This window comes from Pseudoalteromonas sp. SiA1, from assembly GCF_018732205.1.
Lineage (GTDB): Bacteria > Pseudomonadota > Gammaproteobacteria > Enterobacterales > Alteromonadaceae > Pseudoalteromonas > Pseudoalteromonas tetraodonis.
This window is the reverse complement of sequence record NZ_CP076084.1, coordinates 1,239,025-1,254,311: the sequence shown is the minus strand read 5'-3', so window position 1 is coordinate 1,254,311 and position 15,287 is coordinate 1,239,025. Positions and strand designations below refer to the sequence as shown.

The window sequence follows — 15,287 nt, the reverse complement described above, 5'->3', positions numbered from 1 at the left end:
ACTCTTAACGGAACTGGTTTAGGAATTTTAAGTCATTTTCGAAAAACGCACGTAAATCGTTTACGCCGTAACGCAACATGGTTAAGCGCTCAACACCCATACCAAAAGCGAAACCTGTGTATTTTTCAGGATCGATGCCTACAGACTTAAGTACGTTAGGATGAACCATGCCGCAGCCTAATACTTCTAACCATTTACCGTCTTTACCCATCACGTCCACTTCGGCTGAAGGCTCTGTAAACGGGAAGAATGAAGGACGAAAACGAATTTCCATGTCTTCTTCAAAAAAGTTACGTAAAAAGTCATGTAAAATACCTTTAAGCTCAGTGAAGCTTACATCAGTATCAACCATCAACCCTTCCACCTGATGGAACATAGGCGTGTGTGTTTGGTCGTAGTCATTACGGTATACACGCCCTGGCGAAATAATACGCAGTGGCGGTTGCTCAGTTTCCATTGTACGAATTTGTACACCACTGGTTTGAGTACGTAAAACCAGCTTAGGATTAAAGTAAAAGGTATCGTGATCGGCGCGAGCAGGGTGATGCTCTGGTATATTTAACGCATCAAAGTTATGAAAATCATCTTCAACTTCAGGGCCTGATTTAACAGCAAAGCCAAGTTCACCAAAGAAGCTTTCAATACGCTCAATGGTGCGAGTTACTGGGTGCAAACCACCCGATGGCATAACACGCCCAGGTAAAGTTACATCGATTGTTTCTGCTGCTAGTTTTTCTTCTAATGCTTTACTTGCTAACAATTCACGCTTGTCATTAATCGCAACTTGCACGTCTTGCTTAGCTTGGTTAATTACTTGGCCTGCTTCTTTACGTTCTTCAGGGGCAATTTTACCTAACGTTTTAAGTAAGCTGGTAATTTCGCCTTTTTTACCAAGATAGTTAACCCTGATCTCTTCTAGCTGCGCGATTTCACTGGCACTGGCTACCGCCTCAAGTGCTTGCGCTAATATGTTTTCTAAGTTCATTCGATACCTGATCTTTCACAGAAGGTGATTACAATTTAGTTAGCTAATGATAACTGAAAGCAGGGTCTAGATTCTAGACCTACTACAGCTTTAGCGTTGATTTTATAAAAGGAATAGTCAATTTTCGTTGTGCAGCCATGGATGCGTGATCTAATTTGTCTAATACATCCAATAAAGCACGCATATCACGACTCAAACGCGTTAATAAAAATCGCGCACATTCATCGCTCAGTTCAAGCCCACGCATATTTGCACGCTTAACCAGCGCCTGTGCTTTATCATCGTCACTCATAGAACGAATTTGAAACGTAGTGCCCCACTTTAAACGGGATTCTAAGTCGGGCAAGCTAATATTAAGCATGTTAGGCAGTAAATCGGCAGTCACTACCAGCATTTTATTGGGCTCATTAAAGCGATTAAAAAAGTTAAATAACGCTTTTTCCCATGCATCATTGCCTGCTACCAAGTGCACATCATCAATACACAATACATCTAATGCTTCAAGCCCATCTAAAACCATTGGTCCAAAATGAATGACCTCGCGCATGGAAAGTAGCATATTAGATAAGCCACGCTCTTGTGCCTGAATACAAGTGGCATATAGTAAGTGAGATTTACCAGAATCTCCTAAGCCACACAAATAGGTATACTGAAAAGAGTGAGCAAGCTTAGAAAAGCTATCTTTGAGATGATTTACCTCAAGTGAGTCTTCACCGCCAAAGTAGGATGCAAATGTTTCATCGTCCGGTAAAGTAACCGGCAATGCCATTTGTATTGGCTCTTGAGTTAGCATTAATTTACAACCCATTGATACTCTAGGCTTTGCTCATCAACTATGTGATAAAAAGCACGAGGATCAACATAGTCTTTAAAGGCGTTATCCAGGCCAAGGGCTTTTTTAAGGTCACTCACAGTCCCCGTATGATGAAGCTCAAACTCAACCGAATCGGGTGTTTTGCGTAGAATAACAGCTTGAGTTACTACGCTTAGATTCATTAAGCGGCGCTTAGCCAATTCAATATCAACAAAGCTCTCAGTCCCTTTTAAAGTTAAATTGGCAGTACGCTGCTCATAATAAGCATTAGGATCAATCGCATATTCACCAGCTAAACCTTGTGCTAAATCATCAATCATTTGCGCAACAATTTGCTGTCTATAGCCAGTGATACGGTTAGATTCAAACATTTCATCATTGGTAAAGCGCCAATCTAGTACCCAATTATCAGAGTTAAACGCTTGATACATTCTAGCAGTAATACTTCGCTCAGCACTGTAGCGTTTAGATGCCTCTTCTACAGGCCCAGAAAAATTTCCCCAAACTTCAGGGACACCAACAAGCCGTCTGTCTTGTAAATCGAGTAAAGGCACAACAACCGGTAAACCGCGGCGGCTTGCTTTGTCGTAAATCAGTTGCTCTAACTGAGGATAACTCTCTTGAGTAACCAGCTCTCGCTGCCTGTTATCTTCAATGCCTAACCAGATAGCAACCAGTGGACGTTGAGCTCCCCACAACGGCAAATTAAGATCTTTTATTAGTGCATTGATCTTTCGCGCTTCAAATTTAACTAGTAACTTAAGCGTTCCAGGAATACGCTCATCGTATTCAAATTTCAGCATATAATCAGATATATCTTTGGTGCGTTGCTGTGCTATCTGATTTTCATCTGCACTTTTATCACCACTCACTTTTACTAGTACGTTAAGAAGCGCTTTGCGACTAGCGTCTAAACGCGCATCACGAGATTTATCTTCTACGACCAAAATATCTTGATATAGATCAGTTACTTCAACTGCAGATACAGAAACACAAAAGAAAATGGATAAGGCGCTAATTAATAATCTATACACAGGCAAATCATTCTTGGTTTTAAACTGTTTTGATCCTAAATCAAAGCCACTAACAAAGCAAAATTATATTTTTACAGTGACTAAAGCTGCTGATTAAGTCGAACTTTCTTGTATTAAGAGTCGCTGCGCTACTTCGTAGCGATAAGGCAGTAGAATATCATGGTGCCGACAACGATAGAGAATGCATAACCGATGCATGGAGTAGGCATTAGTCTCTGATCAACTCTCTTCCTTTAACCTATTACCTTTTACCTTGACCTGCATTTTCACTTTATTCCAAACACGAAAAAGCCCAACGACTGCTAGTCGGGCTTTTTCGTGTTTGGAGTCATGGTGCCGATAACGATAGAGAATGCATAACCGATGCATGGAGTATGCATTAGGCTCTGATCAATTCTCTTCCTTTAACCTGTTACCTTTTATCTTGCATCTGTATTTTCACTTCCTGCAGACGTAAAAAAGCCCGACTCTTTCGAATCGGGCTTTCTCAATTTGGAGCCTGGTAATGTCCTACTTTCACATAGCAAATGCTACACTATCATCGGCGCTGTTTCGTTTCACTGCTGAGTTCGGCATGGGGTCAGGTGGGTCCAAAACGCTATTGTCACCAAGCAAATTTGGTGTAAGCTCGATTTAATCGAGCTTACTAAAATTTGGAATTCTGATAATAAAGAGTAATCAAGTATCTACTTTAGTCTATTAACTTCTTGCTTAAACTGTCGCATAAAACGCGTTTGGCGTTGTATGGTTAAGCCTCACGGGTAATTAGTACAAGTTAGCTTAATGGCTCACACCACTTCCACATCTTGCCTATCAACGTTGTAGTCTTCAACGGCCCTTCAGAGACTTTAAAAGTCTAGTGAGAACTCATCTCGAGGCCTGCTTCGCGCTTAGATGCTTTCAGCGCTTATCAGTTCCGAACGTAGCTACCGGGCAATGCCATTGGCATGACAACCCGAACACCAGCGGTTCGTTCACTCCGGTCCTCTCGTACTAGGAGCAACCCCTCTCAATTCTCAAACGCCCACGGCAGATAGGGACCGAACTGTCTCACGACGTTCTAAACCCAGCTCGCGTACCACTTTAAATGGCGAACAGCCATACCCTTGGGACCGACTTCAGCCCCAGGATGTGATGAGCCGACATCGAGGTGCCAAACACCGCCGTCGATATGAACTCTTGGGCGGTATCAGCCTGTTATCCCCGGAGTACCTTTTATCCGTTGAGCGATGGCCCTTCCATTCAGAACCACCGGATCACTATGACCTACTTTCGTACCTGCTCGACGTGTCTGTCTCGCAGTTAAGCTGGCTTCTACCATTACACTAACCGTACGATGTCCGACCGTACTTAGCCAACCTTCGTGCTCCTCCGTTACTCTTTGGGAGGAGACCGCCCCAGTCAAACTACCCACCAGGCACTGTCCGTAACCCCGATTCAGGGGCCAACGTTAGAACATCAAAACTACAAGGGTGGTATTTCAAGGACGACTCCACAAAAACTAGCGTCTCTGCTTCTAAGTCTCCCACCTATCCTACACATGTAGGTTCAATGTTCAGTGCCAAGCTGTAGTAAAGGTTCACGGGGTCTTTCCGTCTAGCCGCGGGTACACAGCATCTTCACTGCGATTTCAATTTCACTGAGTCTCGGGTGGAGACAGCGTGGCCATGGTTACACCATTCGTGCAGGTCGGAACTTACCCGACAAGGAATTTCGCTACCTTAGGACCGTTATAGTTACGGCCGCCGTTTACCGGGGCTTCGATCAAGAGCTTCTCCGAAGATAACCCCATCAATTAACCTTCCGGCACCGGGCAGGTGTCACACCGTATACGTCATCTTGCGATTTTGCACAGTGCTGTGTTTTTAATAAACAGTCCCAGCCACCTGGTCACTGCGGCTCCAATCAGCTTAAAGAGCAAGTCTCATCACCAATCGGAGCGTACCTTCTCCCGAAGTTACGGTACGATTTTGCCTAGTTCCTTCACCCGAGTTCTCTCAAGCGCCTTAGTATTCTCTACCTGACCACCTGTGTCGGTTTGGGGTACGATTCGGTATAATCTGAAGCTTAGAGGCTTTTCCTGGAAGTATGGCATCAGCAACTTCATCACCTTGGTGACTCGTCTCGTGTCTCAGCCTAACAGCAACCCGGATTTACCTAAGTCGCTAGCCTACACACTTTCACATGGACTACCATCGCCATGCTTGCTTAGCCTGCTCCGTCCCCCCATCGCAATTATACCAAGTACGGAAATATTAATCCGTTTCCCATCGACTACGCCTTTCGGCCTCGCCTTAGGGGTCGACTTACCCTACCCTGATTAACATGGATAGGAACCCTTGGTCTTCCGGCGTGCGGGTTTTTCACCCGCATTATCGTTACTCATGTCAGCATTCGCACTTCTGATACGTCCAGCATACCTCCCGGTACACCTTCAACCGCTTACAGAACGCTCCCCTACCACTCAGAATAAATTCTGAATCCGCAGCTTCGGTGCATAGTTTAGCCCCGTTACATCTTCCGCGCAGACCGACTCGACCAGTGAGCTATTACGCTTTCTTTAAAGGATGGCTGCTTCTAAGCCAACCTCCTGGCTGTCTGGGCCTTTCCACATCGTTTCCCACTTAACTATGACTTTGGGACCTTAGCTGGCGGTCTGGGTTGTTTCCCTCTTCACGACGGACGTTAGCACCCGCCGTGTGTCTCCCGGATAGTACTTTACGGTATTCGGAGTTTGCAAAGGGTTGGTAAGTCGGGATGACCCCCTAGCCTTAACAGTGCTCTACCCCCGTAAGTATTCGTCCGAGGCTCTACCTAAATAGATTTCGGGGAGAACCAGCTATCTCCCGGTTTGATTAGCCTTTCACTCCTAACCACAGGTCATCCCCTAACTTTTCAACGTTAGTGGGTTCGGTCCTCCAGTTGATGTTACTCAACCTTCAACCTGCCCATGGCTAGATCACCGGGTTTCGGGTCTATACCTTGCAACTATTCGCCCAGTTAAGACTCGGTTTCCCTACGGCTACCCTAATCGGTTAACCTCGCTACAAAATATAAGTCGCTGACCCATTATACAAAAGGTACGCAGTCACCCAACAAGTGGGCTCCTACTGCTTGTACGTACACGGTTTCAGGTTCTATTTCACTCCCCTCACAGGGGTTCTTTTCGCCTTTCCCTCACGGTACTGGTTCACTATCGGTCAGTTGGGAGTATTTAGCCTTAGATGATGGTCCACCTATATTCAGTCAAAGTTTCACGTGCTCCGACCTACTCGATTTCACTTAAAATGCGTTTTCATGTACGGGACTATCACCCTGTATCGTGGCACTTTCCAGAGCCTTCCATTAACACATAATAAGCTTAAGGGCTGTTCCGATTTCGCTCGCCGCTACTATCGGAATCTCGGTTGATTTCTTTTCCTACGGGTACTTAGATGTTTCAGTTCTCCGCGTTCGCCTCGTTAACCTATGTATTCAGTTAACGATACCTGCAAGCAGGTGGGTTTCCCCATTCGGAAATCCTAGTCTCAAGTGCTTTTTACTAGCTTGACTAGGCTTATCGCAAGTTAATACGTCCTTCATCGCCTCCAACTGCCAAGGCATCCACCGTGTACGCTTAGTCACTTAACCATACAACCCAAACGGGTCTTTGTTTTGTGACAGTTTAACTTCGCCAGAAGTTAATATTGAATACTAAAGTAGATACCAATCAACAAACGTAAACGTTCATTAAATGGCACTGAATGATACTGCTATCATTCTTTTTTACTTTTGAAAACTCTGTACAAATACAATGTATTTATACGAATTTTATTATCAGCTTTTCCAAATTTTTAAAGAGCATATTAATTAGTTAACCCAAAGGGTGAAACTAACTAACAATCATCTGTGTGGACACTACGAACAAATAAGTTCTAAATCGTATAAGGAGGTGATCCAGCCCCAGGTTCCCCTAGGGCTACCTTGTTACGACTTCACCCCAGTCATGAATCACTCCGTGGTAAACGTCCTCCCGAGGGTTAGACTATCTACTTCTGGAGCAACCCACTCCCATGGTGTGACGGGCGGTGTGTACAAGGCCCGGGAACGTATTCACCGCGTCATTCTGATACGCGATTACTAGCGATTCCGACTTCATGGAGTCGAGTTGCAGACTCCAATCCGGACTACGACGCACTTTAAGTGATTCGCTTACTCTCGCGAGTTCGCAGCACTCTGTATGCGCCATTGTAGCACGTGTGTAGCCCTACACGTAAGGGCCATGATGACTTGACGTCGTCCCCACCTTCCTCCGGTTTATCACCGGCAGTCTCCTTAGAGTTCTCAGCATTACCTGCTAGCAACTAAGGATAGGGGTTGCGCTCGTTGCGGGACTTAACCCAACATCTCACAACACGAGCTGACGACAGCCATGCAGCACCTGTATCAGAGCTCCCGAAGGCACCAAACCATCTCTGGTAAGTTCTCTGTATGTCAAGTGTAGGTAAGGTTCTTCGCGTTGCATCGAATTAAACCACATGCTCCACCGCTTGTGCGGGCCCCCGTCAATTCATTTGAGTTTTAACCTTGCGGCCGTACTCCCCAGGCGGTCTACTTAATGCGTTAGCTTTGAAAAACAGAACCGAGGTTCCGAGCTTCTAGTAGACATCGTTTACGGCGTGGACTACCAGGGTATCTAATCCTGTTTGCTCCCCACGCTTTCGTACATGAGCGTCAGTGTTGACCCAGGTGGCTGCCTTCGCCATCGGTATTCCTTCAGATCTCTACGCATTTCACCGCTACACCTGAAATTCTACCACCCTCTATCACACTCTAGTTTGCCAGTTCGAAATGCAGTTCCCAGGTTGAGCCCGGGGCTTTCACATCTCGCTTAACAAACCGCCTGCGTACGCTTTACGCCCAGTAATTCCGATTAACGCTCGCACCCTCCGTATTACCGCGGCTGCTGGCACGGAGTTAGCCGGTGCTTCTTCTGTCAGTAACGTCACAGCTAGCAGGTATTAACTACTAACCTTTCCTCCTGACTGAAAGTGCTTTACAACCCGAAGGCCTTCTTCACACACGCGGCATGGCTGCATCAGGCTTGCGCCCATTGTGCAATATTCCCCACTGCTGCCTCCCGTAGGAGTCTGGGCCGTGTCTCAGTCCCAGTGTGGCTGATCATCCTCTCAAACCAGCTAGGGATCGTCGCCTTGGTGAGCCATTACCTCACCAACTAGCTAATCCCACTTGGGCCAATCTAAAGGCGAGAGCCGAAGCCCCCTTTGGTCCGTAGACATTATGCGGTATTAGCAGTCGTTTCCAACTGTTGTCCCCCACCTCAAGGCATGTTCCCAAGCATTACTCACCCGTCCGCCGCTCGTCAGCAAAGTAGCAAGCTACTCTCTGTTACCGCTCGACTTGCATGTGTTAGGCCTGCCGCCAGCGTTCAATCTGAGCCATGATCAAACTCTTCAATTAAAAAGTTTTATGTCTTTCGACAGCTCAATGAATTCTGAATTTATTTAATATCTTTCGATATTGAATTGACTGTGCTGAATAATTACCGAAGTAACTATTCTGTTGGTCACTCAGTTTAAATTGAGACTCTAAATTTGTTTGCCTCACTACCTAAATAGCTTGGCTGTTAGAACTCAATCTGTACGAGTGCCCACACAGATGATTGCTTTATATTGTTAAAGAACGTTGCGATTAAAGCGTTTAACTTTATCTCGCTAGGGCTGCGCATATTACGCTTTCCTATTTTTTTGTCAATACTTAATTTTGTTAAACTTGAAAGTTTTCGAAACTAAGTTTTACTCGATTCACTAAGTAGCTCGTGCCTCGCTATGCGTTGGCGTTCCCCGTCTCAGTGGGGTCGCATTATAGGGCGAATCGATTTTAACGCAAGCGTTTTTAAAGGCTTTTTTGCATTTAATTTTTACCCCAAAGATACCCCACCTAGACACACACGTTACCCACAAAACCCTGTGGATAACTCATTTTTTTACGCTGTTTACTAAACTATTTACTGTGCTTGTGGTAAGTTGCGCCCGATATTTACAACTCGTTCACTAGGTAACGCACATGACAGATATAATAAATAGTATAAGTGGTCTCTTATGGGGTCATATTTTAGTGTACTTATTAATAGCAGCAGGGCTATTTTTTACAATACGTCTTGGTTTTATCCAATTTGTACAGTTTCCACATATGATTAAAGTCATGTTTCAAAGTCGTCAAGGCTCTGACGGCGGCATTTCTTCTTTCCAAGCATTTTGTACATCTTTAGCAGCCCGTGTTGGTACTGGTAATATGGCAGGTGTTGCCGTTGCACTTTATTTAGGTGGCGCAGGTGCTATTTTTTGGATGTGGTTAATTGCTTTAATTGGTATGGCTACTAGCTTTGCTGAAAGTACATTGGCACAAGCTTATAAAACACGAGATGAAGAAGGTAACTTCCGTGGTGGTCCGGCCTATTATATGGAGTACGGACTTGGTAAGCGTTGGATGGGTGTTGTCTTTTCATTGTGCTTAATTTTAGCCTTTGGTTTAGTTTTTAACGCAGTACAGTCAAATTCTATTGCTGCGGCTTTTGAAGTCGCCTTTGGTATACCTAACTATATAGTCGGTATCGCTCTTGTTATTGGTTCAGGTATTATTATATTTGGCGGTCTGAAAACCATTTCTCGATTTGCTGAATTAGCCGTTCCATTTATGGCTGCTGCTTACCTTGTGGTTGCACTTTATATATGTGCTGTAAATTACACTGAATTACCTGATGTATTTATGCATGTGATTAGAAGTGCTTTTGGTATTGAGCAAGCGGGTGCCGGTGCAATTGGTTATGGGGTAATGCAAGCGATGATCCAAGGGATCAAGCGCGGCTTGTTCTCAAACGAAGCCGGTATGGGTAGCGCTGCGAATGCTGCAGCAACGGCAACGCCAAACCCACCTCACCCTGCTTCACAGGGGTATGTACAAATGCTGGGTGTATTTGTAGATACTATTATTATTTGTACTGCAACTGCTGCTCTTATTTTATTATCAGAGCAATTAGTGCCAGGCTCAGATGTAACGGGTATAGCGCTTACACAAGCAGCCCTTGAAGAACATGTAGGCAGCTGGGGTGCCATATTTGTAGCAGTCGCTATTTTGTTTTTTGCTTTTACATCAATTGTAGCTAACTATTCTTATGCAGAAACGAACTTATTGTTTTTAGAGCATAACCATGCATCTGGCATGCTGATCTTCAGATTATTAGTGTTAGGTATGGTGATGTTTGGTGCCCTTGGTGAATTACCATTAGTGTGGACTCTAGCTGATGTGTCTATGGGCCTAATGGCGATTGTAAACGTAATCGCGCTATTTATGCTCTCAGGAGTTGTGGTATGGCTTGCCAAAGATTATAACGCTCAACGACGTGCTGGTAAGTTACCGACGTTTGATCCAAGTAAAAACAACAAGCTTAATAAAACTATTCCGAAAGGTATTTGGCACAAATAACTTTAAAGTGATTTAAGTTAAAAACCCGGAACGGCCATGGCCATTTCGGGTTTTTTATTGATTTAACTTTAATCTAAAAGTTACTGATAACAGTAGTCACTTATAAATTACTAGTGTGAAGATAGACGTTATTAAAGCCGCCCAACCTACCTATAAGCTCACCTTATCCTAACATTATAAGCATCCTACAAGTAAATTTAATAACCTATGTAGTAGGTCTCAATGCTTATAACGACATCCCCGCTTAGGTTTATATACATTACTGCATAACCATAATAACTAACACTGCGCTTATTATACCAATCCGCAATAATACTCAATCATTTTGCGGGACTAAACGTGTCGCTATCTGTGTTAAAAAATTCTCATTTAGAACAACTAAATAGCGAATTTTTTGCCTAGCTATCAACCCGTTTTTCCTGCCTCAAAATAGACCGCTTAATTAAGCGAATTGGTATTAAAGAGTCTAGTTTATGATTTAGCTAACGACCTACACTACACCTTGATTAACTTGTAAAAAAGTCTGAAGTGTTCAGTGACAGTCTCTTGGTGAGCCAATAGTATGTATCAGACCTTGCAACAAACCATTATTGCTAACAGCAGGGGTAGTAAATTAGTGTGCCTAAAGGGATTTAGTAATAAAGATATGATGATTTAATTAGATTTTACGGAAAGAATATAAAGTGGTGCCCGAGGCCGGACTTGAACCGGCACGACTTGTTAGTCGAGGGATTTTAAATCCCTTGTGTCTACCAATTCCACCACTCGGGCATCGAGTTTGCTAATTAAAGCGTGTGGAGTAATTATTTGGAGGCGGAACCCGGAGTCGAACCGGGGTAAACGGATTTGCAATCCGGTGCATGGCCACTCTGCCATTCCGCCTAAACATATCAAATAATTTGGAGCGGCACACGAGGCTCGAACTCGTGACCTCGACCTTGGCAAGGTCGCGCTCTACCAACTGAGCTAGTGCCGCATAATATTAATTCTAAATAATTTTTTATAAGTTACATATTGGTGTATGTAACCAAACCACAAAGTGGTGCCCGAGGCCGGACTTGAACCGGCACGACTTGTTAGTCGAGGGATTTTAAATCCCTTGTGTCTACCAATTCCACCACTCGGGCATCGAGTTTGCTATTTAAAGCAAGTGGATAAAACTAATATGGAGCGGCACACGAGGCTCGAACTCGTGACCTCGACCTTGGCAAGGTCGCGCTCTACCAACTGAGCTAGTGCCGCATCATATTAATTCTAAATAAGATTTTTTATAAGTTACATATTGGTGTATGTAACCAAACCACAACGTGGTGCCCGAGGCCGGACTTGAACCGGCACGACTTGTTAGTCGAGGGATTTTAAATCCCTTGTGTCTACCAATTCCACCACTCGGGCATCGAGTTTGCTAATTAAAGCGTGTGGAGTGTTGATTGGAGGCGGAACCCGGAGTCGAACCGGGGTAAACGGATTTGCAATCCGGTGCATGGCCACTCTGCCATTCCGCCTCAATACTAGGTTAGCTTTAAGATAAACTGGAGCGGCACACGAGGCTCGAACTCGTGACCTCGACCTTGGCAAGGTCGCGCTCTACCAACTGAGCTAGTGCCGCTTTGTTTATCTAGGGGGCTATGCCCTCTCAACACGGACGCATTCTACAGAGATTATTAAACGCGTCAACACAAAAAATGCTACTTTTGAACTGTTTGATTATTTTTTATCTAAAATGGTGCGTTATTAGACGTTTACAATCAATTTTTGGTCAATTCTGCCCATGCTGCAACTAAATATTGCACCATAGAACTGAGCGTTAAAAACGTCGCTATATAAAGTAAGCCATAGCTTAAATACATCATCCAGGTATCGTACTGCCAAATTAGGCCAATAATGGCTAACATTTGCGCTGCGGTTTTTAACTTACCCATATCGGATACAGCTACATTGCCGCGTTTGCCTTGCTCAGCCATCCATTCTCGTAGCGCCGATATAACAATTTCACGGCTTATAATAATAAGTGCAGGAATAGTCATATACAAAGATTGATAATGCTCAGATAAAGCAACCAAAGCAGCGCACACCATTACTTTATCAGCAACAGGGTCTAAAAACGCACCAAAAGGCGTTGATTGTTCAAGCTTACGCGCTAAATAGCCATCGAGTATGTCTGTGATTGAAGCAAGCCAAAAAATAAAGGCAGCAACAAAGAATGCCCATGAATAAGGCATATAAAATATCACCAAAAAAATGGGGATAAGAAAGAGTCTAAACGTTGTGAGTGTGTTTGGAATATTCCACATAACTACTTGGATATGTCTTTTTTTCTATATTCGCACATAGGGCTAGCCCTTGTCATGCAAATGGTTAAATATCTTCTCAGCCATGTCAGGACTGATCCCAGGAACTTTCTTTAGCTGTTCTATATTAGCAGCTTTTACGCCTTGCATGCCCCCTAAATATTTTAATAATGTTTGTCGACGCTTTGAACCAACGCCATCTATTTCTTCTAATAGCGACTGAGTTCGCTGTTTTTGACGCTTATTTCGATGTCCTGCAATAGCAAAGCGATGTGACTCATCGCGAATATGCTGAATTAAATGCAGTGCGGGTGCATCAGAATCCATAGGAATAGTTTTACGCCCACCGTCAATAAGTAAAGTTTCAAGGCCTGGTTTACGGCTAGTGCCTTTTGCAACCCCAACTAATAGTGGCATTTTTGCATGCGGCCAGTTTTCAAAGTATTGTTCTGCCCTACCTAATTGGCCTTTACCACCATCAATAAAAATCACATCAGGAATTTTATCTTCATCCACTAACTTGTTATAACGTTTGTTTAGTGCAAATTCCATAGCGGCGTAATCATCGCCACCAGTTATGCCCGTGACGTTGTAACGACGATATTCTTTATTGTTAGGCCCTTGAGAATCAAAGACAACACAACTGGCCACGGTGTTTTCACCCATGGTGTGGCTGATATCAAAACATTCCATGCGATTAATGTCATCAAGACGCAAGGTAGCCTTTAATTGAGCATAACGCTTGTTTATAGAGTCTTGAGTGCTTTGCTTAACCGTAATACTATTTAATGCGTTTTTATTCGCTAACTGTAAGTACTGTGCACGCTCACCACGGGTAACCACTTTAAGCGATACCTTACGTTCACTAATTTGAGTCAAGGCTTCACCTAGTGCATCACTTTCTTCTATTTCAAATGGTAAGATGATTTCTTTGGCAATGCGTCCTGTTGCTCCCGGTGCTAAGTAATATTGGCCTAAGAAAGAGGTTAAGATTTCCTGCTCTTGTGAGTCTTTAGGCACCTTTGGAAAGTAAGTTTTACTACCCAGCACTTTATGATCGCGGATCATTAGTAGATGAATCCCATTTAAGCCATTTAAATGGGCAAAACCTACAACATCCATTTCAGCAAAATTACCTGAGATAGACTGCTGCTCCTGCATTTTACGCAATAGCATAATTTGGTCGCGAACTTTAGCTGCGAGTTCAAAATTAAGCTGCTCACTGGCTTTTTCCATTTTAGCGATAAGATCGGCTATTACTTCATGGGATTTACCGGTTAAAAATTTACGGACATAATCAACTTGCTGCGCGTATTCATCTTCAGAGACTTTATTAACACACGGCGCAGAGCAACGTTTTAATTGGTATTGCAAGCATGGCCGACTACGCGCACGGTAGTAAGCGTCTTCACATTGACGTACCGGAAATATTTTTTGCATTAAGCGCAAACTTTCTGATACGGCTCCAGCGCTTGGAAACGGGCCAAAATATTCGCCTTTTACTTTTCTGCTACCACGATGAAAGGCTAAACGAGGGTGCTTATGATTCGTGAGTAATATGTACGGGTACGATTTATCATCACGTAACAGAATATTATAACGTGGCTGATATTTCTTAATGAGGTTATTTTCAAGCAGAAGCGCTTCTGTTTCTGTATTAGTAAGTGTGACTTCAATATTACAAATATTACTCACTAAAACACGGGTTTTGCTGTCGGTAATGTTGCTGCGAAAGTAACTGCTCACCCGCTTTTTTAAACTTTTAGCTTTACCGACATAAATAACTTGGTTGTCATTATCGAGCATGCGATAAACGCCAGGCTCACTCGATAATGTTTTTAAAAACTGGGCATGATCAAATTCAGACATATATATCGACTAGTAAGAGATATCTATATCAATCATTTTGTAACGTATGGCTAAATGAGTAAGCTCGACATCGCCCCCTACGTTAAGCTTTTCAAACATACGATAGCGATAACTGTTTACTGTTTTAGAGCTTAAATTTAAGCGCTCAGCAATATCCTGTGCTTTTTCACCTTTGGTGATCATCAGCATAATTTGCAGTTCACGCTCAGACAAACTTTGAAATGGGTTTTCATCAGTTCGCCCAGTAACCTGTGCAAGCGCAATTTGCTGTGCTATTTCTGGCGCAATATAACGTTGCCCTGCATGCACGCAACGTATAGCACGCACCATTTCATCAGATCCTGCCCCCTTGGTTAAAAAGCCATGAGCACCAATTTGCATAACCTTGCTCGGAAATGGGTCTTCACAATTAACTGTAAGCACAATAATTTTTACATCGGGACAATAACGGCAAATCTTTTTAGTTGCCTCAAGCCCGCCCATACCAGGCATGTTCATATCCATTAATACTATATTTGGCGCATGTTGACGACAAAACTGTACAGCCTCTTCGCCTGTTTTAGCTTCACCTATTACTTTAAAACCACGTATGTCATCAAGAATACGTCTGATCCCCGTGCGCACAAGTTCATGGTCATCAACTAAAAGTACGTTAATCAATGGAACACCCTCACTAGCCTAATAAGATGCAAGTTAACAAAATTAATTTTCAACATTAGCATAGATACGACGAAACCATAACTAATATTATGCTTTCGCCGTCGGTCGCTATGACCCAATATTGTCAAAGCGTATTTACCTATCGTAGG

Annotated in this window: 7 protein-coding genes, 8 tRNA genes and 3 rRNA genes; 1 reads left to right on the top strand and 17 read right to left on the bottom strand. The window is 43.6% G+C overall.

Features of this window, described 5'->3' with window-relative positions; genetic code table 11:
• Positions 1–4 precede the first annotated feature (4 nt).
• The 6 genes from pheS to KK487_RS05870 all read right to left on the bottom strand — a co-directional run bounded on the left by pheS (position 5) and on the right by KK487_RS05870 (position 8,293).
• Positions 5–985 (bottom strand): phenylalanine--tRNA ligase subunit alpha, encoded by a 981-nt coding sequence (gene pheS, locus KK487_RS05895; protein ID WP_013464600.1) that lies wholly within the window; start codon positions 983–985, stop codon positions 5–7.
• A gap of 82 nt (positions 986–1,067) precedes the next feature.
• A complete protein-coding gene (hda, locus tag KK487_RS05890; RefSeq protein ID WP_024603126.1) occupies positions 1,068–1,778 on the bottom strand; it encodes a DnaA inactivator Hda in 711 nt (236 codons plus the stop codon).
• A complete protein-coding gene (locus tag KK487_RS05885; RefSeq protein WP_024603125.1) occupies positions 1,778–2,833 on the bottom strand; it encodes a DUF2066 domain-containing protein in 1,056 nt (351 codons plus the stop codon). Before KK487_RS05885 ends, hda begins: the two co-directional genes overlap by 1 nt.
• Positions 2,834–3,330: 497 nt before the next feature.
• Positions 3,331–3,445, bottom strand: a 5S ribosomal RNA gene (gene rrf, locus KK487_RS05880).
• Between the two features lie 132 nt (positions 3,446–3,577).
• Positions 3,578–6,463, bottom strand: a 23S ribosomal RNA gene (locus KK487_RS05875).
• Positions 6,464–6,757: 294 nt separating this feature from the next.
• Positions 6,758–8,293: ribosomal RNA gene (locus KK487_RS05870) — 16S ribosomal RNA — on the bottom strand.
• Together the 16S, 23S and 5S rRNA genes form the textbook arrangement of a ribosomal RNA operon.
• A gap of 606 nt (positions 8,294–8,899) precedes the next feature.
• Here KK487_RS05870 and KK487_RS05865 point away from each other — a divergent pair.
• A complete protein-coding gene (locus tag KK487_RS05865; protein ID WP_036956983.1) occupies positions 8,900–10,318 on the top strand; it encodes an alanine/glycine:cation symporter family protein in 1,419 nt (472 codons plus the stop codon).
• A gap of 684 nt (positions 10,319–11,002) precedes the next feature.
• Here the strand turns inward: KK487_RS05865 and KK487_RS05860 are convergent.
• From KK487_RS05860 to uvrY, 11 genes are all read right to left on the bottom strand, one after another.
• Positions 11,003–11,089 (bottom strand) — tRNA-Leu (locus KK487_RS05860).
• A 37-nt stretch (positions 11,090–11,126) separates the two neighbouring features.
• Positions 11,127–11,200 (bottom strand) — tRNA-Cys (locus tag KK487_RS05855).
• An 18-nt stretch (positions 11,201–11,218) separates the two neighbouring features.
• Positions 11,219–11,294 (bottom strand) — tRNA-Gly (locus tag KK487_RS05850).
• A gap of 64 nt (positions 11,295–11,358) precedes the next feature.
• Positions 11,359–11,445 (bottom strand) — tRNA-Leu (locus tag KK487_RS05845).
• A 39-nt stretch (positions 11,446–11,484) separates the two neighbouring features.
• Positions 11,485–11,560, bottom strand: a tRNA-Gly gene (locus tag KK487_RS05840).
• 66 nt (positions 11,561–11,626) lie between these two features.
• Positions 11,627–11,713, bottom strand: a tRNA-Leu gene (locus KK487_RS05835).
• A 36-nt stretch (positions 11,714–11,749) separates the two neighbouring features.
• Positions 11,750–11,823 (bottom strand) — tRNA-Cys (locus tag KK487_RS05830).
• Positions 11,824–11,851: 28 nt separating this feature from the next.
• Positions 11,852–11,927: transfer RNA gene (locus KK487_RS05825), tRNA-Gly, on the bottom strand.
• Between the two features lie 139 nt (positions 11,928–12,066).
• Positions 12,067–12,612, bottom strand: a complete 546-nt coding sequence (gene pgsA, locus KK487_RS05820; RefSeq protein ID WP_013464594.1) for a CDP-diacylglycerol--glycerol-3-phosphate 3-phosphatidyltransferase — start codon at positions 12,610–12,612, stop codon at positions 12,067–12,069.
• Between the two features lie 42 nt (positions 12,613–12,654).
• Positions 12,655–14,478: an excinuclease ABC subunit UvrC gene (gene uvrC / locus KK487_RS05815; RefSeq protein ID WP_036956961.1), complete on the bottom strand. Its 1,824-nt coding sequence runs from the start codon at positions 14,476–14,478 to the stop codon at positions 12,655–12,657.
• Between the two features lie 9 nt (positions 14,479–14,487).
• Positions 14,488–15,138 carry a UvrY/SirA/GacA family response regulator transcription factor gene (uvrY, locus tag KK487_RS05810; RefSeq protein WP_016899482.1) on the bottom strand — a complete coding sequence of 217 codons (651 nt, stop codon included), beginning with the start codon at positions 15,136–15,138 and terminating at the stop codon, positions 14,488–14,490.
• Between the last annotated feature and the right edge of the window lie 149 nt (positions 15,139–15,287).